The organism is Actinosynnema sp. NPDC053489, assembly GCF_044544865.1.
Taxonomy (GTDB): Bacteria; Actinomycetota; Actinomycetes; order Mycobacteriales; family Pseudonocardiaceae; genus Actinosynnema.
In genome coordinates, this window is sequence record NZ_JBITXT010000019.1 from 54369 (window position 1) to 80682 (window position 26314).

Below are 26314 nucleotides of genomic sequence, written 5' to 3' on the forward strand. Positions count from 1 at the left end.
AGGATGGCCGCGTGGCGCTCCCGTTGACCCCTCCCCTGCAGCCGATGCTGGCCACGGCGGTGGACGCGATCCCGACCGACGTGGATTTGGTGTTCGAGCCGAAGTGGGACGGCTACCGCTGCCTGGTGTTCCGCGACGGCGACGAGGTGTTCCTGCAGTCCCGCAGCGGCAAGCCGCTCAACCGGTACTTCCCGGAGGCGGAGGCCGCGTTGAAGCGGACCCTGCCGCCCCGGGTGGTGGTCGACGGCGAGCTGGTCGTGGCCAAGGACGGCAAGCTGGACTTCGACGCGCTGTCCGAGCGCATCCACCCGGCCGCCAGCCGGGTGCGGCTGCTGTCGGAGCAAACGCCCGCCGGCTTCGTCGCGTTCGACGTGCTGGCCGTGGGCGACGACGTGCTGCTGGAGCGGCCGTGCGCCGAGCGCCGGTCGACGTTGGAGGGCCTGGTCACGCCCGGCGACGGCCTCTACCTCACGCCCGCGACCACCGACGGCGGCCTGGCGGCGCAGTGGTTCGAGCTGTTCGAGGGCGCGGGGCTGGACGGGGTCATCGGCAAGCCCGCCGACGGCGAGTACACGCCCGGCAAGCGCAGCATGATCAAGGTCAAGCACGCCCGCACCGCCGAGTGCGTGGTCGCCGGGCTGCGCTGGCACAAGGACACGGAACCGGGCACGGCGGTCGGCTCGCTGCTGCTCGGCCTGCACGACGAGGCGGGCGTGCTGCACCACGTCGGCGTGGTCGGCTCGTTCAAGGCGGCCGAGCGGCGCGAGCTGGCCGAGGAGTTCCGCGACCTGATCACCACCGGCGAGCACCCGTGGCTGGTGGAGCCGGACGGCCGCCGGCTGCCCGGTGAGGTCAACCGGTGGCGCGGCAAGCACGCCGACTGGGTGCCGGTCCGGCCCGAGCGGGTGCTGGAGATCGCCTACTCGCAGACCGAGGGCGCGGCGCCGGCCCGGTTGCGGCACAACGGCCAGTTCCGCCGCTGGCGGCCCGACCGCGAGCCGGCGTCGTGCGGCTACGACCAGCTCGACCAGCCCGCGCGGTACGACGTGGAATCGGTGCTGCGCGGCGAAGTCCGCCCCGCGTGACCGCCCGGGTCGGTACCGTCCCGGTCCGTGGCTGACGTTGCTCCGACGAGTGTCGACGCGCTGATCCGGGAACTGGACGACCGCATGTGGCAGGACTGCCGGCGGTTGTCGGCGTGGCGCGTGGTGCACCGCACCACCGGGCTGTTCTACACCGTGGTGCTGATCCTGGTGCCCGCCGTGCTGGCGGTGGGCTTCACCTCGTCGGAGACGGCGCTGGGCAAGGTGCTGCTGCTGACCGCGGCCGTGGTCGGCGGGCTGAACGTCACGTTCCGGCCCTACCTGCACAGCCTGAAGCGGCGCAGCGCCGTGAACACGGTGCGGCGGCTGCGCGACGAGTTCCGGGCCGACGTGGCCGCCGCGACGGGCGACGAGGTGCTGGCCGTCTACCGCAGGTACGCGGCGAGCTACGCCACGATCTTCGAGCAGCGCGGCGGCGAGCTCGTCGACGGGCGGCTCAGCGTCGAGGAGCCGCCCGCGGACGCCCGGCCCAAGGACTGAGCGGTCCCGGTCACACGTCCGGCTTCGCCGTGCGGGTCGCCCCGACCGACGCCAGCACCACGCAGAACACCGCCACCCACTGCGCCGGGCGCAGCGACTCGTGCAGCAGGACGAGCCCGGCGAGCGCCGCGACCGCCGGTTCCAGGCTCATCAGGATGCCGAACACGCGCGGCGGGATCTTGCGCAGCGCCTCCAGCTCCAGCGAGTACGGGACCACCGAGGACAGCAGCGCCACCGCCGCGCCCGCGGCGAGCACACCCGGGTCGAGCAGCGTCGTGCCCGCCTCGGCCACCCCGAACGGCAGCGCCAGGGCCGCGCCGACCACCATCGCCAGGGCCAGGCCCTTGCCGTCGGCCGTGCGGCTGCCCAGCGCCGCGGTCAGCAGGATGTACCCGGCCCAGCACGCGCCCGCGCCCGCCGCGAACAGCACGCCCGGCAGCGACAACCCGCCGTCGACCCGCGTGAGCAGCAGCACACCGGCCGCCGCGAGCAGCGCCCACAGGCCGTCCAGCCAGCGCCGCGACCCCAGCACGGCCACCGCGAGCGGGCCCAGGAACTCGATGGTCACCGCCGCGCCCAGCGGGATGTGCTTGATCGCCTGGTAGAAGCTCAGGTTCATCGCGCCGAGCACCAGGCCGTAGCCGACGACGACCGCGTACGTCCGCCGGTCCAGTCGCAGCGACGGCCGCCACACCAGCAGCAGGACCGCCGCGGCCAGCACGAGCCGGAGCGTGACCGTGCCCGCGGCGCCCGCCTGGGTGAACAACTGCTTGGCCACGGCCGCGCCGACCTGCACGCTCACCACGCCCAGCAGCACCAGGGCGGGCGGTGGGATCGCGCCGAACGCCCTGGCAGCGACCGCGAACGGCGCCGGGCGGCGGAACCTGCGCTGGGGAATGCCCTCGATGTGCACCGTGACCACGCCGACATCCTCCCCCAGCCCGCTCACCGAAGTCTCACCTGGACTGTGTGAGGCTCTCCACCAGCCCATCGGGAGACCAACGCCGTGGGAGAGAGCGAGGGACCGCTGTGCCGCGTCGGCGTCACGTCACTTCGATGCTGGTGGCCCTGAGCGCGCTGGCCGCGTGCAGCGCGGGCCCGTCGACCCGGCCGGTGATCGCCGTGCGCGGTGACGGCTCGTCGCCGTCGGAGTCGACCGCCCCCGCGGGCCCCCGCGAGGTGCCGCCGCTGGAGAGCTACGAGTCGCCGGGCCTGGCCTGGTCGTCGTGCACGGACTCGGCGCGGGCGCGGATGGGCGGTTCGGCGCCGGCGGGCACGTGGGAGTACGAGTGCGCGCAGGTCACCGTGCGGCTGGACGTGCCGAGCCGTCCCGGGCGGGGCAGCCTCGGCCTGTCGCTGCTGCGGGTGGGCACCGGCGGCAGCCCGCTGGTCGTCGTCGGCGAGGCGGGTGGCGAGCCGGGCACGGTGAAGGCGGCGCGGTTGGCGGCGAGCCTGCCCGCGAGCGTGCTGAGCACGTTCACGCTGATCGGCGTGGACCGGCGCGGTACCGGCCAGTCGGACGCCGTGCAGTGCGTGCCGGACGCGGCGCGGGTCGGGATCGTGGAGGCCGATCCCGGGGCGGCGTCGCCCGAGGAGCTGGTGGACGCGTACACGCTGGCCAGCCGCGAGTGCGTGCTCGACATGGAGAACCGGCTGCCCGCGCTGGACTCGTGGCGCGCGTCGGCGGACCTGGAGCAGCTGCGCGAGGCGTTGCAGGTGCCGCACCTGAACGCGATCGGGTTCGGCGAGGGGTCGAGGGTGGTGTCGCTGTACGCGGCGCGGTTCCCGGACCGGATCGGGCGGGTGGTGCTGGACGGCGCGCCGGACCCGACGCTGGACGTGACGGCGGTGGCGCAGACGCGGGCGGTGGCGGCGGAGGAGACGTTCGCGGCGTTCCAGAAGGACTGCGTGCTCCGGGGGTGCCCGCTGGGGGCGGGTGCGACGGACCGGTTCAAGGGGCTGTTGGCGGCGTTGCGGGACAAGCCGTTGCGCGGGGACGACTTCGACCTCACCCCGGGCACCGCGACGGAGGCCGTGCTGGCGGGCCTGGCCGACCGGCCGCGGTGGGGGGCGCTGGCGGAGGCGATCGTGGCGGCGGAGGGCGGTGACGGCGCCAAGCTGCGGGCGTTCGTCGAGCCGGTGCTGCTGGAGCAGGACGACGACCCGCCGCGCATCGACGCCGGGCTCATCACCGGCTGCAACGACACGACGACCCGCGTTCCGCCCGAGCGGGTGAGCGGGCTGACGGAGGACTGGCGCTCGAAGCACCCGCTGTTCGGCGCCTACTTCGCCCGCCGGCTGCTGGCGTGCGGTCCCTTCCCCGTGCCGCAGCAGGTCAAGGTGCCGAAGCTGAGCGGTGCCCCGCCGGTCCTCGTGCTGACCACGTCGACCGATCCGGTGACACCCCGGGAGGGGAGCGAGCGTGCGGCGCAGGCCCTGCCGGCGGGGGTCGTGGTGGGCTGGCAGGGTGGGGGTCACGGGGCGCTCGGCCAGTCGGCGTGCGCGACGCGGGCGGCGGAGGAGTTCCTGGTGAACGCCAAGGTGCCGGCGGACGGCACGGTCTGCCCCCCGTGATCCGGGTACCCGATGGGGTGAAGCCGGCCGGAAAGTGTACGGAAACGGCGTTACCGTACATCGGTTGAAACCAGCGGTGCGCCGAAACCACCCCGGCCTGCCCCCACTCGCTCCGGCTTGGGCTCCGGTCGGACGCACCGGCGGCACCGACGGCGACAGTGGCGACGCCCAACGCGGCCGGCAGCCTGCCCGATCCGGCCGGCGGCCTGCGCAACCCGGCCGGCAGCGGTGGCGGACGATGGGGCCGGAGCACCCCGGCGGGCGGTGATGGCAGGTCATGGCGGCCGGCGCAACCGGGCCTGCGGTGGAAGCTGCGGTGGTGCGTAGTGGCGTGGGCGAAGTGGTGCTGCGCCCGGCGACCGCGCGGGTGGCGCCGGTGATGGCGAGGCGCGATGCCGGTTCTGGCGACGGGGCGCGCTATCGGTTGCGGCGGAGGGCCGCGCTACCGGTTCTGAGACAGGCCGCGCTGCCCGCCCTGGGATAGGCCGCGCTGAGATAGGCCACCTGAGGACAGGCCGCGCCGCCGGTTGCGGTGGAACGGCGTGGCCGGTTCTGGCGACACGGCGCGGTGCCTGTTCCCGCGGAAGGGCGCGGTGGTGGCGCGAGGTGATGGCGGTCGGTGCTGGCGCGCGGTGGGTGCGCGCAGGGGTGCGGGTGGTTGGGGTGGTCGGTTGGGGATCGCGGGGTGGTGGTGGGCCGTGGCCCCGGCTCGCTGGGGCGGCCGGGGCTCGGGATCGGTTTGGCCGTGTCGGCGGATCAGCAGCTCGAGCAACACCCGCAGCCCGGGCCGGTGCATCCGGTGCAGCAGCCGCAGCTGCCGAGCTCCGCCTGGTCAGCCGTCGTGATCTCAACAACCATCTTGTGCCTCCGCGGCGTCGAGGGACTTCGTGCGACCGAAGGTATTTCGACCCCACGGTCCGCCCCTACCGCCGGCCAGGGGAAGTACCCTCACCCGATCGCGGAACGGTTATCATCAAGACGTTGCAATACGTGTTCTCCCCAGGTCAGCAGCCCGGCCTCACCCCGTCAGCTCGGCCAGCGCCCGCTGCGCCGCCTCCAACTCCGCCCGCAGCTGCTCGACCCGGGCGAGGTGGCGTTCGCGGGCCGCGCTGAGCACGCTCTCGACCGCCTCGTCGACCTCCGGCGGCAGGAGCTTGGCCGCCTGCGACACCGCCGAAGCGGCGACCGGCGCGGCCTTCAACGTCCGCTTCGCACCCCACTGCACGTCGACCGTCCACTCGCCCTCCGCGGTCGACGTCAGCGTCACCGTCACCTCGGCGGGCTTCGCCTGCTTGCGCGCGGCCGGGCGGCGGTCCGGCGCGGTGGCGGGCGGGGCGGGGGCCGGCGCGGGCTTCGGCTTCGGCGGCGCGGGAGCGGGGGCCGGGGCGGGCGTGTAGATGTGCTCGACCGGCGCGAGACCCGCGGCAGGCGCCCCGGCGGTCGCCGCGGCCGGCTCCGGCTTGGCCGGCGCACGCTTGCGCGGCGCGGGCTTCTCCACGGTCAGCTCGGCCGGCGAGAACGACAGGTCGTCCTTCTCCCCCGTCGGCCGCACCTGGATGAAGTCGCCCTCCGCCGGCTCGCTGAACGCCACCACCTTCGCCGACCGCCCGGCCTCCACCCCCACCGCGGCGGAGGTGAACCAGACCACGGGCGGGCGGCCCGCGGCCAGCTCCGCACGCAGGTGGTCGATGTCCTGCTCGGACAACGAGTTCTGCTTCGCCTTCGCCATCGCCTACCAACCTCCACGACCCGGCACGGCCCACCGCGCCACGACCAACCCGAGATCCGTCGGGTGCAGCTTGCCCTACGCCACCGACAATCCCGCGAGCTGCCGGTCGTGCACCCGCCCCAGCACCCACTGCGCGACCACGGAACCCACCAGCGCGAGGAGCATGTCCCAGTGGGTGTCCCACACATCACCCTGCGTGCCGAGGAAGTCCGTCGCCGACTCACCGCCGACCACCGCGCCCGCCCACTCCACGAACTCGTACCCGGCGCTGATCGCCAGGCACGTCGCCGACACGAGGAAGAACGTCCACCGCCCCGGCCGCAGCGGCGTCCGGCGCAGCAGGACCTCCCGCGCGAGCACGGCGGGCACGAAGCCCTGCACGAAGTGGGCGAACCGGTCGTAGTGGTTGCGGTCGGTCCACGGCAGCTCGCCCAGCGGCACCTCGGCGTAGGTGTAGTGGCCGCCGAGCGCGAGCACCAGGGCGTGCCCGAAGACGAGCCAGTACGCGAGCCGGGTCAGCGGGAACCGCCGGCGCGTCCACACCAGCAGGGGCAGCGCGACGAGGATCGGCGCGACCTCCAGCAGCCACGTGCCGTAGCTCTTCGGCCGGACGACGGACACGGCGACGGCCACGACGACGAGCGCACCGAGGGTGATCGGGAGGCGGTCCGAGCGCTGCACCCCGCAGATCCTGCCACTGCCGGGCCGCCCGGCGCACGAGTCCGAAGTGGACGGGCGGCGGAGGTGCTCCCCCGCCGCCCCGCGCGACCCTCAGATCGGGTTGCCGCTTGTGCCGCAGATGCGCCCCGCGTTGATGCAGTCGCGCACCCGTCGTTCGAGCTCCGGCTGGTCCCACGCGTTGATGAAGTCACCGTGGAAGGTGTACCCCGGCGCGTTGGTGACGTTGACCCCGTTCACCGTGCCGCCCAGCGACAGCCCGGTGCCGTTGACGGGGTAGGTGATCAGGAACTCCAGCCTGGGCAGGACCACGGGGTGCGTGGACGGGCAGGAGCCCGCCCAGAACACGATGTGGTCCTTGTGGTTGGCGCTGTCGAGGTCCCGGCCGTTCCAGCAGGTCGGGAAGTCGAGGTAGGTCTCCAGCTTGGTGCCGGCCGGGCAGTTCATGAAGTCCCGGCTGGACGGCGACTGCGTGGTGCACGACCACCGCGCGGACGGGTTCTGGTCCGGGCTGGTGGCCCGGGCGTTGCCGACGACGTACCTCAGGTTCGGCGGGTGGGCGACGGCGCGCTGCATGTCGTGGATGCCCTGGTAGTACACGGTGACGCTCTCCGGCGCGACCGGCTGCCCGTTCTTGTAGAGGGTGGGCACCCAGTAGGCCGACAGGTCGACCAGCGGGTCGCACGTGGTGCCCGCCGCCTTGAGCGACGTGTACGTGGACGAGGCGTTGGTCGACCGGTTGCCGAAGAACTCGTGCACGTGCGACGCGCCGGTCTGGTTGGGGTAGACGATCGGGTCGTTGCCGGACCGGTGGCTCGCGCGGCAGTTGGCGCGGAACTCCGACGCGGCCTGGATGCCGGCCTGGCCCTCGATGGCCGCGGCCTGGTGCGCGTCCGGTGCGGCCGGGTGGTTTCCGTGGTTGGCGCCCGCGCCCGCCGGCTGGTAAGCGATCACCGACCCGATCAGGGCCAGTGCCAGCGCGGCGGACGCGGCGCCGATGACACCTCTCACTCTCGCGTTCATCCTGGTCTCCTCCGGTGGAGCGGGATGGGGCGGCGGGTCTAGGAACCGAACGTGATCCAGTTGACGTTGACGAAGTCGGCCGGTTGGCCGCTGGTGAAGGTGAGGTAGACGTCCTGCTTGCCGGTCAGGCCGGTGAGGTTGGCGGGCACGGTGCGCCAGCTCTGCCAGCCGCCGGTGTTGGCGACGGCGAAGCTGCCCAGGGGCGTGGCCGTGGGGCTGCCGACGCGGATCTCGACCAGCCCGCTGACGCCGCCGGCGGCGCCGCCGGCCACCCGGGCGAAGAACTGCCGGCCGGTGCGGGAGCCGAAGTCCACGCCCCGGTAGAGCGCCCAGTCGCCGTTGGCGATGCCGGCGATGGCCTCACCGCCGCCGGTGTCGGTGGTCGCCTCCTTGAACACGCCCTGCTGCTGGTCGTAGGACTCGGCCTGGATGGTGCCGAAGGCGTCCCGGCTGACCGGCGGAACGGTCGTGGTCGTGGTCGTGGTGGTCGTGCTCGTGGTCGTCGTCGTGCTGGTCGTGGTGGTCGGGTTCACGCCACCCGAGCCGGAGTCGACGCCGCTGCCCGCCGGCCCGCGCCACGCGGTGGATGCCGCCGGCACGGACAGGGTCTGCCCGTCGGAGAACGTGACCGCGGCGGTCGTCGTGCCGGGGTTGTAGGCGACGTAGGTGCGTGCGCCGTTCTTGCTCAGCACGGCGTGCGTGGGCACGTTCGCGGTGACGGAGGTGTCCGGGGTGCCGTAGGTGTTCAGCGACGTGATCCAGTGGTAGGCGTGCGCCCGGGAGTCGCCGTCCTCGGGCGGCAGGCCCGAGCCGTAGTTGGCCAGCGCCTGCGCCGGGTCGGCGAGGGCGAGGAACTGGGTGATGACGTCCTTCCACTCGACCTCGGTGCCGCCGTTGTTGGCGCGCAGCTCGGCGATGTTCTGGAGGATGTCGGCCTGGTAGTCGGCGTGGTAGAGCGAGCCGCCGGTGATCGGCAGCATGTTGATGCCGTGGATCTCCTCCGGGTTGGCCGTCCACCACGTGCTGTAGCTGGCACCCGCGCCCCACACCATGCCGACGGTGCCGTGCTGGTACGCCGCCGGGAACACCGCGTCGTCCTTGTCGAACCAGTACTGGCCGATCGCGGTCTCCTGCGTGGTGTGCAGGTAGATGCCGGCGTCGCGCAGCGCGGTGTCTCCGGTGGCCTGGCCGAACAGCACGGCGGCGGTGGCGAACATCATCGCCTCGGACGAGGACTCCTCGTTGTTGCCGTGCGCGAAACCGGCGTGGCCGGACGCCCAGCCGTGGCCCGCGTAGGCGTCGAAGTTGCGCAGGAACGGGAAGCGCGTCTCGCCGCGGTCGTAGTTGTTCGCGTCCTTGACCAGCAGCTTGACCATGCCGCCGTAGCGGGAGTCGGCGGCCCAGGTCGGGTCGTGCTGGGCGAGGATCGCGGCGGCGAGCACGTAGTAGCCGTAGTGGAAGTGGTGGTCGTTCAGCTCGGCGTCGGTGCCGTAGGACGCCTTGTAGCCGATCAGCGTGCCCCACGTGGCGTCGTAGGCGAAGTGGTTGCCGGTTTCGCCGGACGACGCGGTGAGCCAGTCGGTGAGCCGGTCGCGGACCAGGCCGAGGAGCCGGTCGCGGCCCGCGGTGTAGCCGATCTGGTTGGCCACGCGGGCCAGCGCCGCCAGCCGCCACAGCGCCTTGCCGGTCCAGTAGGTGTCGCCCGCGCCCTTCCACGGGTCGGCGGCGTCGAGCTCCTGGTCGATCTCCGACCGCAGGCGGTTCTGGTCGGCCGCCGAAGACAGCGGCAGGGCGGGCAGGACGCCGTTGAACGTGCTGCGGGTGGTGAACGACGAGCCCTCGCGCAGCCGCATCTCGCCGCGCGGCGAGGCGTAGCGGTAGGCGGTGGCGGTGTCGGTGGAGTTGAGCCACTGGTGCCGGTAGAGGGCCTGCAGGGTGCCGGTCTGGGTGCCCTGGCGCGCGGTCGTCGTCGCCGTGTAGGTGGCCGTGAGCTGGGCGGTCGCCGAGTTGTAGGTCCAGGAGACCTTGGTGTCGGTGACGAAGGAGAACGCGTAGCGCTGGAACAGCGGCAGCGCGTCGCGGCCGGGCAGCACGGCCACGGAGAAGAACGCGGCGGGCGAGGTGGCCTCGGCGGTGCCGGTGACGGTCCAGTTGGCCGGCGAGAACAACGCGTAGTCGCGGCCGTTGACGGTGACGCCGAGGGTGGTGCCGGTGTTGCTCCAGATCGTGGTCGCGCCGTTGAAGCCGGCCCTGGCCGCGCCGCCGCTCGCCTCGGCGTAGACGTACGGCGAGCCGTGGCCGATGGTGGTGCGCAGGGTCCGCACCCCGTCTGTCCACAGTGGAGTGACGGTCCAGTCGGACCAGCCGTCGACCTGGGTGCGCGGCGCGCTGAGGCCGCTGACGCCCACGAACAGGTCGTCCTGGTGCATGAACTCGTAGAACCGGCCGTCGGGGGTGATGTTCGGGCTGGTCGGGTAGCCCACGCCCAGGCCCTGCGCCGCCGCGTGGAACGTCAGCGGGTGGGCGTACATGTTCTCCGAGTAGAGGTTGCCGGGGTAGCGCTGGAAGACCAGGGACGACCACCAGTCGTTGGTCGGGACCGGTCGGCCGGCCATCCGGGCGGTGACCTTCGGCGCCACGGCCGCGCCGGTCGAGTCGGACGGGCCGACCGCGCCCGCCGGGCGGGTGGTGGCGTAGCTGCCCGCGCCGACGGTGACGGCGCCGGCCGTGCCGGGCAGGGCGAGCGGGATCACGGCGGCCGCGGCCACGGCGACCGCCAGGGCCGCCAGGTGGGGGCGGGTTGGACGCACAGGGACCTCCAGCAGGGGCTCACAACTCTGTGAGAGCGCTCTCACGCACGTCAAACGGTAAACCGCCGGTGACCTGCGTGTCTACGGCCTGGTGGTTTCGACCCTGTCGAGTGCCGCCGGTCAGGAGGCGGGCTCGTCCTCGTCCTCGACCCGGAGGCGGTACTCGCAGCCGTACTCGACGGCGTACTGGAGGTCGTAGTGGTGCACGATCTTGGGACCGCCGTGCAGGTGGACGTGGGTGACGGTCTGCCGGGGCGTCTCGGGCGGCTTGGCGTGCGAGTCGACCCGGCCGTCGAGCGGGCCGCCGACGAACCGCACCACGTACGCCTGCGTCATCGGCACTGCCTCCCTCTCGTCGGCGACGGGCTCCATGGTACGAGAGGACCAGTCCGATCGCGGCTGAACGCCGTCGGGAACAGCCGGTCGGCCGCGGGTCAGGCCGTGCCCCGGTGCCGCACGTGCCCGCGCGTCGACGACCGGCGGTCCCCGCGGCGGGTCGTGAGGTGGGCCCGCCGGTCGCCCTGCGGCGCGCACACGGCGGCGCGGGTCGACGCGACCGGTGCGCCGGTCGGCAGCGGTCGGCTCGCCCACCGGCGCATCCGGGCCAGGTACCGGCGGTGCAGCAGCGGCCCGGCGACGGCGGCCACCACGTCGGCGAACGTGACGCGCGCGCCGAACCGGCGCATCGCCCGCAGGTGCGCGACCGTCGCCCGGTCCGGGTCGCTGCCCGACTCGAACCTGCGCCACCGCTGTGCCGCGTCGGGCGCGCCCGCCACCTCCACGGCGAAGACCAGGCGGGCCCGGCGCACCGGCGTCACGGCGTCCACGTCGAACTTGCGGTTGGCCGGGTCGACGCAGAACCGGTGCGCCAACCTCACCCCGTCCCCGCCGCCGACGGGTGCCGCCACCGGCGCCGCGGGGTGCCTGGCGGGCCACTCGACCGAGACCTCGGCGCCGCACCAGGCGCACAGCGGCCCGTCCCGCTCGACGAGGGCCAGGACCCGCTGCCGGGCGGGCGGCACGTACGGCAGGGGGGCCGCGACGCGGAGGACGAATTCCATGCCGGCACGCTATCCGCCCCGACCGCGCCGAAGGGGGTGGTCAGCGGTATTCCGCGCCGAGATTCGGCAGAGCCGATCACCCGGACCGATCACCGCCTTACCGCTCACCGGACGAATCCGCCGACTCACCGGGAGGGGGTTTGAAACGGCCGGACGCGGGAGCCGCCGTTACGCCGTTCGCCAAACGCCGAGACCGGCCCGAAAGTGAGCTTACCTCGTGATTTGGCTGGCGTTCAAGCGCTTGGTCCGCGTCAGACTATGCGTCGATGACCGACGGCATAGGGCACCGCAGGACGGTGGTCAGGGATTCCGCATAGGCGGCGGCTGCTCATCATCCGGCGCAGAGGTGGGCATGTTCGCGCCAGCGAGGCGGTCCTGGAGCAGAGCATGGCGGAACTGATAGACCGGCCCAACGGTGCGCAGCAGGTGGCGGGAGCGCGCGTCGTCCAAGAAGCGAAGAAGTCGGAGCGGTGTCCGGTACCGGAGGGCGAAGTACACCTGCGCCAACGCGGCATTCCATGGTGACGAGAGCAGGAGCGCGGCCAGCAGTCCGAATGTCAGTGCCGAGGTCCAGCCTGACAGTGAGAACGTCAACAGCCAGACCGCAGCGCCCATGACGGCCCCGAGGGCTAGTTGCCCCGTGATGTCGCGCCGCCACGCCCCGACCGGCCCGGTGGTCCGGAGATCGGAACTCGACAACACCCCGTTCACCAACCCGAAGAACGCGGTGAACCCGAACGCCAAGACCACTGCGACGAACAGCCCCGTCAGCAGCTCCGATGCCTGCCATACCGCAATTCCGCAGGCTGCGCTCGCCGCGAGCACGAAAAAACGGTCCAGAGGTCCCAGTCGGGGACGCACCAAGTGCCTGAAGCGGACTCTGAACCCGCGCGGCGGATCCGGTGGGATGAGGTAAGCGCCGAGTCCCAGCACCAGCGCGCCCACCACGCCTGCCACTAATCGCGTTGATGGAGCGGTCTGCTCGACGGAGGCGAACGCGAGTTGGGACGCGGCCGCTGAGGTAGTCGCTGTGAGCACAATCCTGCTCCCGCGGGGGACCCAGGTCGGGAGGAGCCACCACCGCAGGTCGCGACTGCCCGCACGAGTCAGGTGCGCGGCCACGTGGACGAGGGCGCGGCGTGCTTCAGCGACGCTGTAGCGCGGCGGCGGTAGGCCGGGACGCGGGGTGTAGGCGACGTCCACCACGTGGTCGAGTAGGTGATCTGTGATCGATCGCGCATCCGGGAAGCGCTCGGTCTCGAGCAGTTCGTCCACCGGGGCGGTGGACGGGTAGACGTCGTGCAGCAGGCTCACCACCAGCGGTGTGGACAGCGCCAGGGTCACTGGGTGATCGGGATCGGCGGTCACGATGTCGGCCACAGCACGCCAAGCTGCGGGCGGTGGATCCACCAACGGGCGCAGTAGGTGGTCGGCGACGTCGACGGGCCGCAGAGGCAGCAGTTCGAGTGCTACAGCCCCCACGAGGGTTTGGTGAACGGCCGCGTCGAGCAGCTCTCCGGTGCGGGTGAGCAGCACCAGTCGAGTCGTGACCTGCTCGCTGAGGGACCGGAGTACCGCAGTCCTGAGCGGTGCGGGTATCTCGTCAAGCCCGTCCAGGAACACTGTGATCCGCCCCGAACGGAGCAGTGCAGTGGCGCGTCGCATCCCCTCGCGGCCGCGCAGCAGCGACACCTCCCCGAGCTTGCCGGCGAACCACTCCTCGAAGGTGCGATTTTCGGCGTCCCACCCGGACAACGTGGTCAGCACCGGAACAGGCACCCGTCCCCTGTCTTCGCGGACCACTTGCTCGCGGTACCGCAGGGCGTCCAGCAACAATAGAACGGCGGCCGAGGACTTGCCGCTACCCGGTCCGCCGAGGAGGATCACTCGTCCCGAGGGGAGCCCACCATAAACCCGGTGCAAGGCTTTCCGGTTGCCCGCACGCAGCCCGCCGGCGGTGACACCCGCCAGTCCGGGCAACGGCTCGAACGGCACGTGTCCGTCGCGGGTCGCGACCGCGGCGGACGGTGGGCCGGCGACCGGTTCGACGCTGCGTCGCCACCGGACCGGCAACGGGGCGGGTTGCAGTAGTCCGCGTTCGGCGGCGGCCTGCTCCCACTGCGCGCGCATAGCTGACGCCAACTGGTCGGTCAGCTCGTCGAGATCCAGCCGCGCGGCCGGAGCCAACGCCTTGACGACCATGTCGCCGACTACGATCAGCAAGCCCACGGCGGCCAGGACGAACTGCCCATACCCACTGGCGTCGGAGCGGTTATCACCGTCCAGCGCCGTCACATTCAGGACCCACCAGCCCAGGCCCAGAGCCACCAGACCCCACGCACCCACGAGTAACCATCGCCGCACGTACCCACCATCGCGCACACCACGCCCGGCGTGATAGCCGACCCTCGGAGATGACACCGTTCGCTTCGAGGTGACGAGACCGGCGCGACCGCGGACGACGGGAGTCGCCGAGAGTGGTGCACATACCGAGCGAGCCGGAGCCGATCCCACGATCGACCCGGTGTGGCGGATTCAGCGGGACCTAACGAACACGGCTTCAGTTGCGCTTGCGCGACGGCTGCACGCGCGGCGGCTCGCCGGGCATCTTCGGGTAGTCCGGGGGGTAGGGCATTTCGCCCCGGTCGTCCGCCTCGTACCACTCCAGCAGCGTCTCGATGCCGAACGCCTCGTCGTCCAGGGAGGCGTGCGGGTCGCCGTACTCGGCCAGGTAGGCGGGCACGGTCAGCACGTCGAAGTCGTCCGGGTCCACAGTGGACAGCAGGTCCCAGGTGACGGGGGTCGAGACGGTGGCGCGGGGGGTGCCCCGGACCGACCAGGCGGACGCGATGGTGCGGTCCCGGGCGGCCTGGTTGAAGTCCAGGAACACCTTCTCCCCGCGCTCCTCCTTCCACCACGACGTGGTGGCCTTGTCGGGCACCCGCCGCTCCACCTCGCGCGCCAGGGCGATCACGGCGTGCCGCACGTCCACGAAGTCCCACTCGGGCCGGATGCGCACGGCCACGTGGACGCCCCGACCGCCGGAGGTCTTCGGGTACCCCGTGAGGCCCAGCTCGCCCAGCACCTCCCGCAGCACCGCGGCCACCTCGACCGCGTGCCGGAAACCGGTCCCCGGCTGGGGGTCGAGGTCGACGCGCAGCTCGTCCGGGCGGTCGGTGTCGGGGCGGCGCACGGGCCAGGGGTGGAAGTCGAACGTGCCCAGGTTCGCCGCCCACGCCAGCACGGCGGGCTCCGTGGGGCACACCTCGTCCGCCGGACGCCCGGAGGGGAACGCGACGCGCGCCGTCTCGACCCACTCGGGCGCGCCCTTGGGCAGCCGCTTCTGGTAGAACGCCTCCCCCGTCACGCCGTCGACGTACCGCTTCAGCGTAGTGGGCCGGTCGCGCAGCACCCGCAGCAGCGGCTCGGCGACGGCCAGGTAGTACTCCACCACCTGGATCTTGGTGATCCCGCGCTCGGGGAAGTAGACCTTGCCCGGGTTGGACACGCGCACCACGCGTTCGCCGACGCTCAGTTCCACAGCCTGGGCCATGCGGGTGAGCCTAACAACGCCAAGGTCGCGCCGGGCTCAGTCGCGCGCCCGCGCGCCCAGCCCGGTGACGAGCGCCTCCAGCGCCAGCTCGAAGCTGTCGTGGTCCAGCTCGCGGGCCACGGAGGGCAGCAGGTGGGCCTTGTCCAGGTTCGGGTAGCGGTCGCCGTAGAAGGTCTGGTCCTCGGAGAAGCCGCTGGAGAACGAGCTGAGCGCCGCGCCGAACACCAGGTACATCAGGGCCGCGGCGATCATCGTCGCCTCGCGCCGCGACCACCCGGACGCGACCAGGCCGCCGTGCACCACGTCCAGCCGCCGCAACGACGCCTCGCGGTGCGCCGGGCCGTAGGCCAGGAACGGCACGATGTTGGGGTGCGCGGCCAGCGCGGCCCGGTAGGAGCGGGCGCAGCTGCGCAGGCCGTGCCGCCAGTCGCCGCCCTCGAACCCGGACACGTCGACCCCTTCGAGGATGCCGGCGGCCACCTCGTGCAGCAGGTCGTCCTTCGTGCTCACGTGCCCGTACAGCGACGCGGCCTGAACGCCCAGCTCAGAGGCCAGTTTGCGCATCGACAGGCCGTCGAGGCCGTCGCGGTCGATGATGTGCAGTGCGGCGCTCCGGATGCGCGAGGCACTCAGGATCGGGCTCCTCGGCATGTCGGCTCCCCTTGCCTGTGGTCGGTTCCGCGCCTAGGTTAGATAACCTAACACCGTTCGGTTAGGAGGTCACCCCGGTGGATCTGCGCATATCGGACGAACACCGGCAGCTCAGGGAGCTGGCCCACCGGTTCACCGAGGAGCGGATCGTCCCGCACGCCGCGCGCTGGGACCGGGACGAGGCCATCGACCGCGATTTGGTGCCCGCCCTGGGCGAGGTCGGCTTCCTGGGCCTGGGCGTGCCCGAGGAGCACGGCGGCTCGGGCGGCGACAACCTGGCGTACTGCCTGGTGCTGGAGGAGGTCGCCCGGGGCGACTCGGCCGTGCGCGGCATCATCTCCGTCTCCCTCGGGCTGGTCGCCAAGACGATCGCCAGGCACGGTGACGACGAGCAGCGCCGCAGGTGGCTGCCGGGCCTGTGCTCGGGCCGCGAGCTGGGCTGCTTCGGCCTGACCGAGCCGGGCACGGGCTCCGACGCCGCGTCGCTGGCCACGCGGGCGGTCCGCGACGGCGACGACTGGCTGATCACCGGCCGCAAGGTGTTCATCACCAACGGGACGTGGGCCGACGTGGCGCTCGTCTTCGCCCGGACGGGCGGCCCGGGGCCGAAGGGGATCACCGCGTTCCTCGTGCCGACCGGCTCGCCCGGCTTCACCGCCACCGAGATCCGCGGCAAGCTCGGCATGCGCGGCCAGGCCACCGCGGAACTCGCGCTCGACGGCGTCCGCGTCCCCGACGCGAACCGGCTCGGCGAGGAGGGCGCGGGCTTCAAGCTCGCCATGACCGCGCTGGACCGGGGCCGGATGTCCGTGGCGGCCGGGTGCGTCGGCGCCGCCCGCGGCGCGCTGGAGGCCTCCCTGCGCTACGCCAAGGAGCGCGAGCAGTTCGGCAAGCCCATCGCCGGCTTCCAGCTCGTGCAGGAGCTGCTGGCGGACATGGCGGTGGAGACCGACGCGGCCCGCCTGCTGACGTGGCGGTGCGCGGACCTCGCCGACCGCGGCGAGCCGTTCGGCACGGAGGCGTCCATGGCGAAGCTGTACGCCAGCGAGGCCGCCGTGCGCGTGGCGAACAACGCCATCCAGGTCTTCGGCGGTTACGGCTACATCGACGAGTACCCCGTCGGCAAGTACCTGCGGGACACCCGCGTCACGACCCTCTACGAGGGCACCAGCCAGATCCAGAAGTTGCTCATCGGCCGGGCGCTGACCGGCGTCAACGCGTTCGCGTAGAGGGAGGACGGCATGGACTTCACGCTTGACGAGGAGCAGAAGGAGATCCGCGACTGGGTGCGGACCTTCGTGCGCAAGGAGGTGGCGCCGCTGGAACCGGAGGTGCTGCGCCGCGAGCGCCAGGGGCAGCCCGGTCTGACGCGGGACGAGCTGAAGGAGTTGCAGGACAAGGCGAAGGCCGCCGGGTTCTTCGGCGTGCTCACGCCCCAGGAGTACGGCGGCATGGGCCTGGGCGCGCTGATGACGGCGCTGCTGGAGGCGGAGTTGGGCCGCACCTTCGTGCCGTTCCGGTTCGGCGGTTACGCCGACAACATCCTGTTCCACGGCAACGAGGAGCAGAAGCAGCGCTACCTGCTGCCCACGATCTCCGGCGAGCGCGTGTCGTGCTTCGCGATCACCGAGCCCGGCGCGGGCTCGGACGCCAAGGCGATCCGCACCTCCGCCCGCAAGGAGGGCGCCGAGTGGGTCATCAACGGCGAGAAGACGTTCATCACCCAGGGCAACGAGGCCGACTTCGTGATGGTGTTCGCGGTGACGGACCGGGAGAAGGGCGCGGACGGCGGCGTCACGTGCTTCCTGGTCGACCGGGACATGGGCTGGAAGTCCGAGCCGATCCCGACCATGGGCCAGTGGGGTCCGGCGGCGCTGGTGTTCGACAACGTGCGCGTGCCCGAGGAGAACGTGCTCGGCGAGGTCGGCAAGGGCTTCCACCTGGCCATGCAGTGGATCGGCCAGGGCCGCTACCTGTTGCCGGCGCGGGCGCTCGGCTCGTGCGAGCGGCTGGTGGAGATGGCGATCGAGCAGGCCAAGACCCGCGTCACGTTCGGTCAGCCGATCGCGGAGTACCAGGCCATCCAGTGGATGCTCGCGGACTCGGCGGTGGAGATCGAGGCGCTGCGCTGGCTGGTGCTGCACGCGGCGTGGCTGGTCGACCAGGGCGCGGACTCGCGGCAGGCGCAGAGCATGGCGAAGCTCTACGGCGGCATCAAGGCCAACGAGATCGTCGACCGGGTGCTCCAGATCCACGGCGGCATGGGCTACACGCGCGAGCTGCCGATCGAGCGCTGGTACCGGGAGCTGCGGCTGCTGCGGATCTACGAGGGCACGGACGAGATCCAGCGCCGCACGATCGCCCGGAACCTGCTCAAGGGGCACGCGAAGGTGACGGGCACGCTGGGCTGATCCGGGGGTAGGGCTGACCCCACCAGCCCTCCGGGAGCGCACACCAGGGACTGACCGCGACCGCGCCAGCACGATGGGTGCATGCGATCACGACCGGTGCTCTTCGAATCCGACCTGACGCGCCAGCGCATCACGACGCCCGCGGGCACGTTCGACGCCATCGCGACCGGCCCCGCCACCGGTCGCCGGGTGTTGCTGCTGCACGGCGTGCCGGAGTGCGGGATCGAGTGGCGCCACCAGCTGCGGGCGCTGGCCGCGCACGGGTACCGGGCGGTCGCGCCGGACCTGCGCGGCTACTCGCCCGGCGTGCGGCCGCGCCGGGTGGACGCCTACCGGCTCGACCACGTGGTGCGGGACGTGGTCGACATCGCCGACGCGCTGGGGTGGACGCGGTTCGACCTGGTCGGGCACGACTGGGGCGGGATCGCGGCGTGGGTGGCGGCGGCGCGGTTCCCGCTGCGGGTGCGCACGCTGACCGCCGTGTCCGCGCCGCACCCCGGCGCGCTGGCGCGGGCGTTGCGCACCGACCCCGACCAGCGCCGCCGGTGGGCGCGGCTGGACCACCTGCGGGAACCCGGCGTCGCCGAACGCGCCCTGCTGGCCGACGACGGCGCGCGGCTGCGGGAGGGCTGGCCGTCGGTGATCCCACCGGAGCGGGTGGCGCAGTACGTGCGCAAGCTGACCGAGCCGGGCGCGCTCACCGCGGCGCTGAACTGGCACCGCGCCAACGACTTCACCGCGGGCGTCCTCGCCGCCGAGGACGCCCACCGCCCGGTGACGGTGCCGACCCGGTACCTGTGGGGCGAGGACGACGAGGTGGTCTGCCCGGACACCGCGCAGGACACCGCCCGGTGGGCGACCGGCCCGTACTGGTTCGAGGTGGTGCCCGGCGCGGGCCACTTCGTGCCGGAGGAGGCGGCGGAGCTGACGACGCTGCACCTGCTCGACCACCTGGCGCGTCACTGAACCAGGCTGGTCAGCATCTGCGCGCACACCCGCGCCAGGTGCCTGCGCATCACGTCCGAGGCGCGCGACGGGTCGCCGGCGGCCACGGCGGCGACCAGCGCGTCGTGGTCGTCCAGCGACGCGTGCTGGTGCGGCGGGTCGTCGCGCAGGCCGCTGCGCAGCAGCACCACCCGCTGCTGCACCAGCCGCACCTGCGCGGCGATGCGGGGGCTGCGCGCCGCGTCCAGCAACGCCTGGTGGAACGCGAGGTCCAGCCGGTACGGGAACCGCTCCCCCGCCGAGTACGCCCGGCGCGACTCCTCGCACACCGCCCGCAGCCGCACGACGTCGGCGCCGGTCCGCCGGGACGCCGCCAGCTCCGCCGCCGCGCACTCCAGCGCCGTCCGCAGCTCGAACAGCGCCTGCACGTCGGCCGCGTCGGAGGTCGGCACGGACGCGCCCCGGTGCGGCGCGAGGACCAGCAGCCCCTCCGACGCCAGGTGCCGGATCGCCTCGCGCAGCGGGCCGCGCGAGATGCCCAGCCGCTGGGCCAGCTCCACCTCGTTGACCCGCGCGCCGGGCGGGATGTCGCCCGTCAGCACCAGCTCGCGGAGCACGTCCACCGCCTGACCGGCCAGGCTGAGGTGCAGGGGAGGTGTCACGAACGTCTCCTAGCGCGCGAGGACGCCCGCCATGTTAACTGTCGACAGTCGACAGAGCACGGAGGGGCGCATGGCGCACGAACTGGTCGCCGAGGTCTGGCGTGGCGAGTTCCTGGAGTCCGTCCACCACGGTTCCGTCATCGCGCTGGACCGCGCGGGCCGCGAGGCGCTCGCGGTCGGCCGACCGCACGACACCACCTACCCTCGCTCGTCCAACAAGCCGGTGCAGGCGCTGGCCATGCTCCGCCACGGCCTCGACCTGACCGGCGAGCTGCTCGCCCTCGCCTGCGCCAGCCACTCCGGCGAGGACTTCCACGTCGACGGCGTCCGCCGCGTCCTGGCCGCGCACGGCCTGACCGAGGACGACCTCCAGTGCACCCCCGACCTGCCGATCGGCGAGGACGCCCTCAAGGCGCACCTCGCGGCGGGCCGGCCCAAGGCCCCGCTCTACATGAACTGCTCGGGCAAGCACGCAGCCATGCTCGCGACCTGCGTGGTCAACGGCTGGGCGACCCGCGACTACCTCGACCCGGGCCACCCCCTCCAGCGGGCCGTCCGGGAGACCCTGGAGGAGCTGGCCGGCGAGCGCATCGGCGCGGAGGGCGTCGACGGCTGCGGCGCGCCGCTGCTCGGCATCAGCCTCACCGGCCTGGCCAGGGCGTTTCGCGCGATCGCCGGCGCGCCGGACGGCCCCGAGCGGCGCATCGCGGAGGCCATGAGCCGCCACCCGGAGTGGGTCGGCGGCACGAACCGCGACGTCACCGCGCTCATGCGGGCCATCCCCGGCGCGGTGGCCAAGGACGGCGCGGAGGGCGTGTACGCGGTCGCCCTGCCGACCGGCGAGGCGGTGGCGTGCAAGATCGCCGACGGCTCCAGCCGGGCCAGGGCCGTGGTCGTGGTGGCCGCGCTGCGCAGGCTCGGGGTGGCCGCGCCGGAGGAGCTGGCGACCTTCCCGGTGCTGGGCCACGGCAGGCCCGTCGGCGCGGTGCGGCCGTCACCCGCCCTGGTGAGCTGACCCGCCCAACGGCTTGAAATGCCCGATACGCTGGGCCGCATGGCCAGCGCCAGAGCCGCCGACGCACCGGACGACCGCCCGCAGCCCAGCATCGACGACGAACTGATCGGCCTCGACCCCGACGACCCCGAGACCAGGGCGTTCGCCGAGCACCTCGGCCGGATGCACCAGCAGCCGCCCGGTTTCACCGTCGAGGGCACGGTGGCGGGCGTGGGCCAGTTCGCGGACTCGGCCAACCGCGCCGGCGGGCTGCGCCGGCTCACCGCGGTGGTCGTGGTCGGCCTGATCCTGCTGGGCGTGCTCGTCAGCGTCTGGTACTACCTGGGCAGCATCGTCCACGTGTTCTTCCACTGATCCACCCGCGCTCGCACCCCCGCGGTGTCGACTAACGTGGAGGTATGGAACCTGTCGTCGGCGCCACCCCGAAGGTGGTCCGCCCCGAATCCGAGTGGCGGGAGATCCTGACCCCCAAGGAGTACGCGGTGCTGCGCGACGCCGGCACCGAGCCCGCGTGGGTCGGCGAGTACACCGACACGAAGACCGAGGGCGTCTACGAGTGCCGCGCGTGCGGCGCTGAGCTGTTCCGCAGCGAGACCAAGTTCGACTCGCACTGCGGCTGGCCGTCGTTCTTCTCGCCGCTGGCGGGCGACTCGGTCATCCTGCGCGAGGACCGCAGCCACGGCATGGTCCGCACGGAGGTCCTGTGCGCCACGTGCCACAGCCACCTCGGGCACGTGTTCGAGGGCGAGGGCTACGACACGCCGACCGATCAGCGGTACTGCATCAACTCGGTGAGCTTGCGTCTGGTCGAGAGCACCGCGGGTCCAGCAGACTGAGGGTGTTGGGCCGATGAGTCGAACCACACCTGGGAGGCATCATGCGCGTGTTCAAGGGCACTGACGGCGAGGGCTCCGGCGGCGTGGACGGCGCGTCGTCCTCCTGACGGGTGGCCTGGGGTTCGCGAACCCTAAGGCTTGCTCAAGCCCTCTTGTAGGGGTGTGGCCTGGCGCACACGATTGCTCCCTGGCCGTGGTGGACCCGGATCCACCGAGGCCCACAGGGGGTGGACCGTGGAACGACCGTGGGGGCTGTCAGGCCCGGAATTCCTGGAGTTGTACTGGATCGCGCTGGCCGTGTCGCTGGCGTTCGCGATCCTCGTCCGAGTGCGCCTGCGGGGGACGCGGGGAGGCGACCCCGCGGGCGCACTCGGCCTGTTCGACCTCGCTCACCTGACCGGCGGACCCCGGCGGGTGGTCGAGACGTCCGTGGCCGGCCTCATCGACTCGGGTGCGCTGGTGCCCTCGCGCGGCGGCGCCGTGCGGGTGGTCGGCTCCGTCGTCGCCGACGACCCGGTCGACCAGGCCGTGCTCGCCGACGCGGCGCGGTACCGGCACCGGACCTTGGCGCTGCTCGTCACGTCGGTGTCGGAGCAGGACGCGCCGCGCGCGGTCGGCCGCCGGCTGGTCGAGCGGGGCCACCTGGTCGCGCCGGACGTGGTGGCGCGGTGGCTGCGCCTCGGTGTCGTGCCGATGGCGGTGCTGCTCGTCGTCGGCGTGGCGCGCTGGGTCAACGGGCTGGTGGTCGGCGCTCCCGTGGGGTGGCTGACGTTGCAGCTCGTGCTGACCGCCGTGCTGATCGCGGTGGCGCTCAGGGTGCCTCCGCTGACGCGCACCGCGTCGGGTCGCGACGCGGTGGCCAGGGCTCGCGCGGGCGGGATCACCGGGGGGTGGGGGGTGACCGGCTCGGCGGGGGCCGCCGAGCCGGTCGCCCTCAACGGCCTGGCCGGCCACCCGGACGTGGTGGTGCGCGAGGCGGTGCGCCCTCGTTCGAGGGCCCGGGCGGCGTCGGGCGGCGCGTACGCGGCCGGTTCGTTCGGCGTGACGAGCGGCGGTTGCGGCAGCAGCGGTGGCAGCGGCTGCGGTGGTGGCGGGGGCGGCTGCGGCGGTGGCGGCGGCTGACAGGTCGCCCGGCACCGTTCTCGCGGTGGTGTCTTGCGGATCGCTCACATCGCGGTGATCCCGGTCGGGTGGCTCTTAGGGTGGCGGCCATGGCGTTCCTCTGGTGGTACGGCCCGGCGCTCGTCGTCGCGGCGGTGGTGGGCCTGCGGGTGAAGCGGGTCACCGGCACGGCACCGGACCGGCCGCTGACCTTCGAGGAGATCGGCTACCTCGGCGGTGGCCCGGTGCGGGCGGTCGAGGTCGCGCTGGCCGGGTTGGTGGCCGAGAACCGGGCCAGGTTGTCCGGTCCGGTGGCCGCGGCGCTGCCCGGTGAAGGGGTGCCCGGCGAAGGGCTGCCCGGTGAAGGGGTGCCGGCCACCGCGTTGCAGCGGGACGTGCTCGCCCGGCTCGCGCGTCCGCGCGACCTGGACGAACTCGTGGTCGGCACGGCGGCGGGGGCACCGGCCCGGCGGATCGGCCAACGCCTGGTCGCGGGCGGGTTGCTGGTGCCGCCGCGGCGGCGGCTGGCGCGGGCGGTGCTGGCGGTCGTGCCGGTGGCCCTGCTCGCGGTGGTCGCGGTCCTCGCGGGTCCGGTCGTCGGGGGTCCGGGCGGCTGGGCGACGGTCACCGCGCTGTCGGTCACCGGTGCGCTCGGCGTGCTGCTGCTGTTGGGTCCGCCGCCCGTGCTCACCAGGCGCGGCGCGCGGGCGTTCGAGGAGGCCACGGCGGGTCTCGCACCGGTCGACCCGGCCGAGGTGACCGCCCGGTACGGCTTGGCGCGCCCCGCTCCGGCGCGCGCCGCCGAGCCGCCCGTGCCGCACAGGGGGTCGGCACGGGCGGACACGGCGGTGTTCGACGGCGAGCGGGCGGAACCGATCGCACCTGCGGAAACGTCTCAGGCACCGCTCCCGCGGCGCAGGCGTGCCGTGGTGGTCGAACCACAGCGGTGGCAGCGGCGCAACGGGTGGCTGGTGGCAGGCGGGTGGTTCGCGGGCGGGTGGCTGGCCGCGCAGTGGTTGGAGGGCGATGACGGTGGCGACTTCATGGACGCCGATGGCGGTGGGTTCGGCGGGTTCGACGCCTGAGCCGGGACCGGAGGAGCAGGGGTTCCTGGTCGCCGGTCCGGGCCGGGCGGCCGAGGTCGCGGTGGTCTCGCTGGTCGAGGCGGGCGCCGTGCGGATCTCCCGCCAGGGCCTGGTCAGCGCGGTCGGGCGGCAGGCGCCGGCTGCGACCCCGTTGCAGGACCGCGTGCTGCGCTCCCTGCCGGGACCGCTGGGCGACGTGATCGGCACGACGGCGGGCAGCGCCGAGGCCCGGTCCCTGCGCGAGCACCTGGTCGCCCGCGGCCTGGTCGTCCCGGCGGGTCGGCGCAGGGCGGCACGGCTGGTGCGCCGGCTGGTGGTGGTCGCGGCGGTGGCGGCGGTGATCGCGACGATCGTGGCCGACCTGCCGTTCGGGGTCGCCGCGGGCGCGGTCGTGGTCGGTCTCGTGACGGCGCTCGTGCTCCGGCCGTGGGCGCGCCCGCTGACCCGCGCGGGTCGCCGGGTCACGCGCCGGCTGCGCCCGCTGGCCGTGTCGTCGAACCGGGTCGCGCTGGTCGCGCACCACGGGCTGCTGGGCAAGGTGGGTCGCCACCACGTGTGGGAGGCGCTCGGCATCGCGCCCGCCGCGTCGGCGACGCTCCGGCGGCGGGCGCGGTCGAGCGGGTCGACCGGCAGCGCGTCGTGCGGCGGCGGGTGCGGCAGCTGCTCCAGCAACAGCTGCGGCAGCTCGGACAGCGGCGGGTCGTCGTGCGGCGGCTCGGACAGCGGCTCGTCGTGCGGCGGAGGCTCGTCGTGCGGCGGCGGGTGCGGCGGCGGTGGCGGGGACTGACCGGCAGGGCCTGACCGGCGGGCACTGACCGGCGGGCACTGACGTCGCGGCAGCCGTGACGACGGTGGCTGCGACGACGGCGGTTGCGACGACGGCGGTGGCGGGCCGCCCGGCGGAAGACGATCAGCGGAGGTGGCACGTGGAGAAGCTGGGTGTCGGCATCGGGTGGCGGCCGGAGATCGACCTGACCGTCGAACGGCTGCCCGGCGTCGACTTCGTGGAGGTCGTGGCGGAGAACCTGCACGTCCGGCACCTGCCGGAGTCCGTGCTGCTCCTGCGGGAACGGGGCGTGCCCGTGCTGCCGCACGCGGTGTCCCTCTCGCTCGGCGGCGCGGAACCCGTGGACGCCGACCGCGTCGCCCACCTGGGAGCCCTGGCCGAAGCCCTCGACGCGCCCCTGGTCAGCGACCACGTGTGCTTCGTGCGCGCGGGCGGCCTCGACTCGGGGCACCTCATGCCGCTGCCCCGCACCCGCGACGCGCTGGACGTCCTGGTCGCCAACGTCAAGGCGGCGCAGCGGGATTTGCCCGTCCCGCTCGCCCTGGAGAACGTCGCCGCGCTGCTCGACTGGCCGGACGGCGAGCTGACCGAGGGCCAGTTCCTCGCCGAGCTGGTCGAGCGCACCGACTGCCGGCTGCTGGTGGACGTGGCCAACCTCTACGCCAACGCCCGCAACCTCGGCACCGACGTCGACCGCTTCCTGGACGAGATCCCGCTGGAGCGCTTGGCCTACGTGCACGTGGCCGGCGGCGAGGAGCACCACGGCGTCTACCACGACACGCACGCCCACGCCGTGCTGCCCGAGGTGCTGGACGTCCTCGCGCGCCTGTGCGCCCGCGTGGACCCGCCGGGCGTGCTGCTCGAACGCGACGACGACTACCCGGCCGACGCGGAGCTGGCCGCCGAGCTGGCCGCGATCCGGGCGGTGGTGGGGTGACCGGGCCGCAGCGCGAGCGGTTGGCCGCGGCGCAGGCCGAGCTGCTGCGGGCGCTGCTGGCCGACGGCGACGTGCCCGAGGGGTTCGACGCGGACCGGGTGCGCGTCGAGCGGCGGGCCCTGCTGAACAAGCGGCGCGGGATCGTGGCGGCGATCCGGCCGGACGTGGCCGCCGAGCTGGGCGAGCGGTTCCGGCCGCTGTTCGAGGCCTACGCCCGCGCCCACCCCAGGGAGGTCGGCACCCGGTTCCGCGACGACGCCGCCCGGTTCGCCGGGTGGGCCGTCGAGCGGGGCGAGCTGGAGGCGCCGAAGAAGAAGCGGTGGTGGCGGCGCGCAACCTGATCGCCGACCCGTTCCGTCCACCGGGCATGTGGGGACGGACTTGGCCGCTGGGCGTGCTGGTGCTGACCGCGGCGTGCGGCGCGGTCGGCTCGGGCGAGGGCGCGGGGTGCACGTTGATCGGCACGCAGGTCGGCGTGGGCGTGGAGGTCGCGCACCCCGACGTGGTGTCCGGGACGGTCGAGGTCTGCTGGGACGGCTCGTGCGCCACGCCGGCGCTGGAGCTGCGCCCGTCGAGCCGGGTCGTCGCGACGACGTGCACCGGTGCCGGGCCGGACGACTCGTGCAGCGCGCGCACCGAGCCGACCGACGCCAGGACCGGGTTCGCCGTCGTGCCCGACCTGCCCGCCCGACCCGTGTCGGTGACCCTGCGGCTGCTGGACCGGTCCGGTCACACCCTGGTGGACCGCGAGGTCGAGCTCACCCCGGGGATGTCCTTCCCGAACGGGCCGCACTGCCCGGCGGGCGGCCCGCAGGCGGGCATCTCGGTCGCGGCCGACGGCTCGGTCACCACGCGGTGACCCCGGCCGGGCGC

General features: G+C 73.5%; 26 protein-coding genes. 15 read left to right on the top strand and 11 right to left on the bottom strand.

Annotation, left to right across the window (positions count from 1 at the left end; translation table 11 throughout):
- Window positions 1–11 precede the first annotated feature (11 nt).
- Window positions 12–1085 carry an ATP-dependent DNA ligase gene (locus ACIGNX_RS31620; protein WP_396544666.1) on the top strand — a complete coding sequence of 358 codons (1074 nt, stop codon included), beginning with the start codon at window positions 12–14 and terminating at the stop codon, window positions 1083–1085.
- 27 nt (window positions 1086–1112) lie between these two features.
- The gene (locus ACIGNX_RS31625; RefSeq protein WP_396544668.1) at window positions 1113–1583 is read left to right on the top strand and encodes a hypothetical protein; all 471 of its coding nucleotides are present in this window, start codon (window positions 1113–1115) and stop codon (window positions 1581–1583) included.
- A 10-nt stretch (window positions 1584–1593) separates the two neighbouring features.
- Here the strand turns inward: ACIGNX_RS31625 and ACIGNX_RS31630 are convergent, their stop codons facing one another.
- Window positions 1594–2481, bottom strand: coding sequence for an EamA family transporter (locus tag ACIGNX_RS31630; RefSeq protein ID WP_396544795.1), 888 nt, complete (start codon window positions 2479–2481; stop codon window positions 1594–1596).
- Window positions 2482–2639: 158 nt separating this feature from the next.
- On the opposite strand from ACIGNX_RS31630, the gene ACIGNX_RS31635 reads away from it, so the two are divergent.
- Window positions 2640–4157 (top strand): alpha/beta hydrolase, encoded by a 1518-nt coding sequence (locus ACIGNX_RS31635; RefSeq protein ID WP_396544670.1) that lies wholly within the window; start codon window positions 2640–2642, stop codon window positions 4155–4157.
- A gap of 1018 nt (window positions 4158–5175) precedes the next feature.
- Here ACIGNX_RS31635 and ACIGNX_RS31640 read toward each other — a convergent pair.
- From ACIGNX_RS31640 to ACIGNX_RS31680, 9 genes are all read right to left on the bottom strand, one after another.
- The gene (locus ACIGNX_RS31640; protein ID WP_396544672.1) at window positions 5176–5886 is read right to left on the bottom strand and encodes a DUF6319 family protein; all 711 of its coding nucleotides are present in this window, start codon (window positions 5884–5886) and stop codon (window positions 5176–5178) included.
- Between the two features lie 75 nt (window positions 5887–5961).
- A complete protein-coding gene (locus ACIGNX_RS31645) occupies window positions 5962–6567 on the bottom strand; it encodes a DUF2238 domain-containing protein (RefSeq protein WP_396544674.1) in 606 nt (201 codons plus the stop codon).
- Between the two features lie 90 nt (window positions 6568–6657).
- Entirely contained in the window at window positions 6658–7587 is a 930-nt protein-coding gene (locus tag ACIGNX_RS31650; protein WP_396544676.1) for a DUF1996 domain-containing protein, read from the bottom strand.
- Between the two features lie 38 nt (window positions 7588–7625).
- Complete coding sequence (locus ACIGNX_RS31655) at window positions 7626–10397, bottom strand: glycosyl hydrolase (protein WP_396544678.1); 2772 nt, start codon at window positions 10395–10397, stop codon at window positions 7626–7628.
- Between the two features lie 120 nt (window positions 10398–10517).
- Window positions 10518–10733: a hypothetical protein gene (locus ACIGNX_RS31660; protein ID WP_396544680.1), complete on the bottom strand. Its 216-nt coding sequence runs from the start codon at window positions 10731–10733 to the stop codon at window positions 10518–10520.
- A gap of 98 nt (window positions 10734–10831) precedes the next feature.
- Entirely contained in the window at window positions 10832–11458 is a 627-nt protein-coding gene (locus ACIGNX_RS31665; RefSeq protein ID WP_396544682.1) for a hypothetical protein, read from the bottom strand.
- 300 nt (window positions 11459–11758) lie between these two features.
- Window positions 11759–13786 (bottom strand): hypothetical protein, encoded by a 2028-nt coding sequence (locus tag ACIGNX_RS31670; protein WP_396544684.1) that lies wholly within the window; start codon window positions 13784–13786, stop codon window positions 11759–11761.
- A 232-nt stretch (window positions 13787–14018) separates the two neighbouring features.
- Window positions 14019–15011 (bottom strand): non-homologous end-joining DNA ligase, encoded by a 993-nt coding sequence (gene ligD / locus ACIGNX_RS31675; protein ID WP_396544686.1) that lies wholly within the window; start codon window positions 15009–15011, stop codon window positions 14019–14021.
- A gap of 36 nt (window positions 15012–15047) precedes the next feature.
- Window positions 15048–15662 (bottom strand): TetR/AcrR family transcriptional regulator, encoded by a 615-nt coding sequence (locus tag ACIGNX_RS31680; RefSeq protein ID WP_396544688.1) that lies wholly within the window; start codon window positions 15660–15662, stop codon window positions 15048–15050.
- Window positions 15663–15739: 77 nt separating this feature from the next.
- On the opposite strand from ACIGNX_RS31680, the gene ACIGNX_RS31685 reads away from it, so the two are divergent.
- The 3 genes from ACIGNX_RS31685 to ACIGNX_RS31695 all read left to right on the top strand — a co-directional run bounded on the left by ACIGNX_RS31685 (window position 15740) and on the right by ACIGNX_RS31695 (window position 19039).
- Complete coding sequence (locus ACIGNX_RS31685) at window positions 15740–16891, top strand: acyl-CoA dehydrogenase family protein (protein WP_396544690.1); 1152 nt, start codon at window positions 15740–15742, stop codon at window positions 16889–16891.
- Between the two features lie 12 nt (window positions 16892–16903).
- Complete coding sequence (locus tag ACIGNX_RS31690) at window positions 16904–18073, top strand: acyl-CoA dehydrogenase family protein (protein ID WP_396544691.1); 1170 nt, start codon at window positions 16904–16906, stop codon at window positions 18071–18073.
- Between the two features lie 81 nt (window positions 18074–18154).
- Complete coding sequence (locus ACIGNX_RS31695) at window positions 18155–19039, top strand: alpha/beta fold hydrolase (protein ID WP_396544693.1); 885 nt, start codon at window positions 18155–18157, stop codon at window positions 19037–19039.
- Here ACIGNX_RS31695 and ACIGNX_RS31700 read toward each other — a convergent pair.
- The gene (locus ACIGNX_RS31700) at window positions 19033–19680 is read right to left on the bottom strand and encodes a GntR family transcriptional regulator (protein ID WP_396544695.1); all 648 of its coding nucleotides are present in this window, start codon (window positions 19678–19680) and stop codon (window positions 19033–19035) included. The two genes, ACIGNX_RS31695 and ACIGNX_RS31700, sit on opposite strands and share 7 nt — an antisense overlap.
- Window positions 19681–19750: 70 nt before the next feature.
- Here ACIGNX_RS31700 and ACIGNX_RS31705 point away from each other — a divergent pair, with 70 nt between their 5' ends.
- From ACIGNX_RS31705 to ACIGNX_RS31745, 9 genes are all read left to right on the top strand, one after another.
- The gene (locus ACIGNX_RS31705; protein ID WP_396544697.1) at window positions 19751–20695 is read left to right on the top strand and encodes an asparaginase; all 945 of its coding nucleotides are present in this window, start codon (window positions 19751–19753) and stop codon (window positions 20693–20695) included.
- Between the two features lie 39 nt (window positions 20696–20734).
- Window positions 20735–21049 carry a hypothetical protein gene (locus ACIGNX_RS31710; protein WP_396544699.1) on the top strand — a complete coding sequence of 105 codons (315 nt, stop codon included), beginning with the start codon at window positions 20735–20737 and terminating at the stop codon, window positions 21047–21049.
- Between the two features lie 44 nt (window positions 21050–21093).
- Window positions 21094–21531, top strand: coding sequence for a peptide-methionine (R)-S-oxide reductase MsrB (msrB, locus tag ACIGNX_RS31715; RefSeq protein WP_396544700.1), 438 nt, complete (start codon window positions 21094–21096; stop codon window positions 21529–21531).
- A gap of 234 nt (window positions 21532–21765) precedes the next feature.
- A complete protein-coding gene (locus ACIGNX_RS31720; protein ID WP_396544702.1) occupies window positions 21766–22653 on the top strand; it encodes a TIGR04222 domain-containing membrane protein in 888 nt (295 codons plus the stop codon).
- An 89-nt stretch (window positions 22654–22742) separates the two neighbouring features.
- Entirely contained in the window at window positions 22743–23717 is a 975-nt protein-coding gene (locus ACIGNX_RS31725) for a TIGR04222 domain-containing membrane protein (protein ID WP_396544704.1), read from the top strand.
- Window positions 23686–24504: a TIGR04222 domain-containing membrane protein gene (locus ACIGNX_RS31730; RefSeq protein WP_396544706.1), complete on the top strand. Its 819-nt coding sequence runs from the start codon at window positions 23686–23688 to the stop codon at window positions 24502–24504. Before ACIGNX_RS31725 ends, ACIGNX_RS31730 begins: the two co-directional genes overlap by 32 nt.
- 139 nt (window positions 24505–24643) lie before the next feature.
- The gene (locus ACIGNX_RS31735; protein WP_396544707.1) at window positions 24644–25441 is read left to right on the top strand and encodes a DUF692 domain-containing protein; all 798 of its coding nucleotides are present in this window, start codon (window positions 24644–24646) and stop codon (window positions 25439–25441) included.
- Window positions 25438–25782 carry a hypothetical protein gene (locus ACIGNX_RS31740; protein ID WP_396544709.1) on the top strand — a complete coding sequence of 115 codons (345 nt, stop codon included), beginning with the start codon at window positions 25438–25440 and terminating at the stop codon, window positions 25780–25782. Before ACIGNX_RS31735 ends, ACIGNX_RS31740 begins: the two co-directional genes overlap by 4 nt.
- Window positions 25764–26300: a hypothetical protein gene (locus tag ACIGNX_RS31745; protein ID WP_396544711.1), complete on the top strand. Its 537-nt coding sequence runs from the start codon at window positions 25764–25766 to the stop codon at window positions 26298–26300. The genes ACIGNX_RS31740 and ACIGNX_RS31745 overlap by 19 nt, the downstream gene beginning before the upstream one ends.
- The last annotated feature ends 14 nt before the right edge of the window (window positions 26301–26314 follow it).